Annotated in this window: 1 protein-coding gene; it reads left to right on the top strand. The window is 70.4% G+C overall.

The features are described 5' to 3' along the window. On the top strand, window positions 1-426 hold a 426-nt coding region (locus tag QN345_RS19715), incomplete at its 5' end, for a winged helix-turn-helix domain-containing protein (RefSeq protein WP_323509200.1). Window positions 427-591: the final 165 nt, after the last annotated feature.

Raw genomic sequence — 591 nt, forward strand, 5'->3', positions numbered from 1 at the left:
GTCTACTACGCCCGGGTGGCCCAGCCGCAGGCATCCGCCCCCTCGAACGCGCTCGCACTCATCGCGCCGCAGCCCGCCGTTCCGGACGCCGCGGACTGGATGGAGCACAACGGCCTGCGCCTGAGCCCGGAAATGCGTCTCGCGGTACTCGGCACGGCGGAGCTCGACCTCACCCGCACCGAATTCGACCTGCTCGCCGCGTTGCTCGACTCCAAGCGCCGCGTGCGCAGCAAGGCGGACCTCGCGCTCCTCCTGCGCGGCGAAAGCTACGTGACCGCCTACTACGTGAACGAGGCCGACAAGCGTGCCGTCGAAGCGCACATGGGCAACCTGCGCCGCAAGCTCGGCGACAGCCTCACCACCCCGCGCTGGCTCGAGACCGTGCGCGGCGTCGGTTACCGGCTGGCGGCTTCCGAAGACGACTGAGGCCCGGCTCTCCGCCGGAACTCCGCAGGGGCGGGCCCGAGGCTCGTCCCTGTTTCAGTGAGCGTGCGTCGCGGGGAATTCCCAGCGCCGCGGCGGAACCGCACGGTCGCCGAACTGGGACTGCTGCTCATACTGAGCCTGCTGTTGCCCCTGTTGAGCCTGCCA

The sequence above is a fragment of the Cryobacterium sp. 10I1 genome (genome assembly GCF_035019805.1).
Classification (GTDB): Bacteria; Actinomycetota; Actinomycetes; order Actinomycetales; family Microbacteriaceae; genus Cryobacterium; species Cryobacterium glucosi.